Below are 441 nucleotides of genomic sequence, written 5' to 3'. Positions count from 1 at the left end.
GTCGTCGATGAGGAACGAGGTGGCGAGGCTGGCGTCCTCGGTGCCGGTGAACTTCAGGGTGACGGTCTTGCCGATGTAGGGGGAGAGGCTGACCGTCTTCTGGACGTAGCCGGTGGAGTGGTTGAGGTTGGAGTAGGTGGCCAGGGTGGTGGTGCCGGCGGCCAGGGTGAGCTTGTCGTAGGCGGTGGTGGTGGAGGTCTCCTGGGTGGAGATGTAGAGGTAGAAGGTGAGGTTGGCGCTGGTGCAGGTGGCGGGGATGGTCACCGACTGGGACAGGGTGTCGGTGTGGGTGGTGCCGTAGCCGTCGAGCCAGGCCTTGTAGGAGCCGGAGTGGGCGGGGGCGCCGGTGCTGTTGTCGATGACGCCGCTGCTGGTGGTCCAGCCGGTGTTGCCGGACTCGAAGCCGGGGTTGACCAGGAGCTGGCTCGCGGTGCAGCCGCC

The 441-nt window shown here is 67.1% G+C and carries 1 pseudogene; it reads right to left on the bottom strand.

The features are described 5' to 3' along the window. A pseudogene (locus tag K7862_RS37120) lies at positions 1-441 on the bottom strand (hypothetical protein); the annotation flags it as partial.

This window comes from Actinacidiphila acidipaludis, assembly GCF_019890725.1.
Taxonomy (GTDB): domain Bacteria; phylum Actinomycetota; class Actinomycetes; order Streptomycetales; family Streptomycetaceae; genus Actinacidiphila; species Actinacidiphila acidipaludis.
This window is presented reverse-complemented; position numbering and strand designations above follow the sequence as displayed.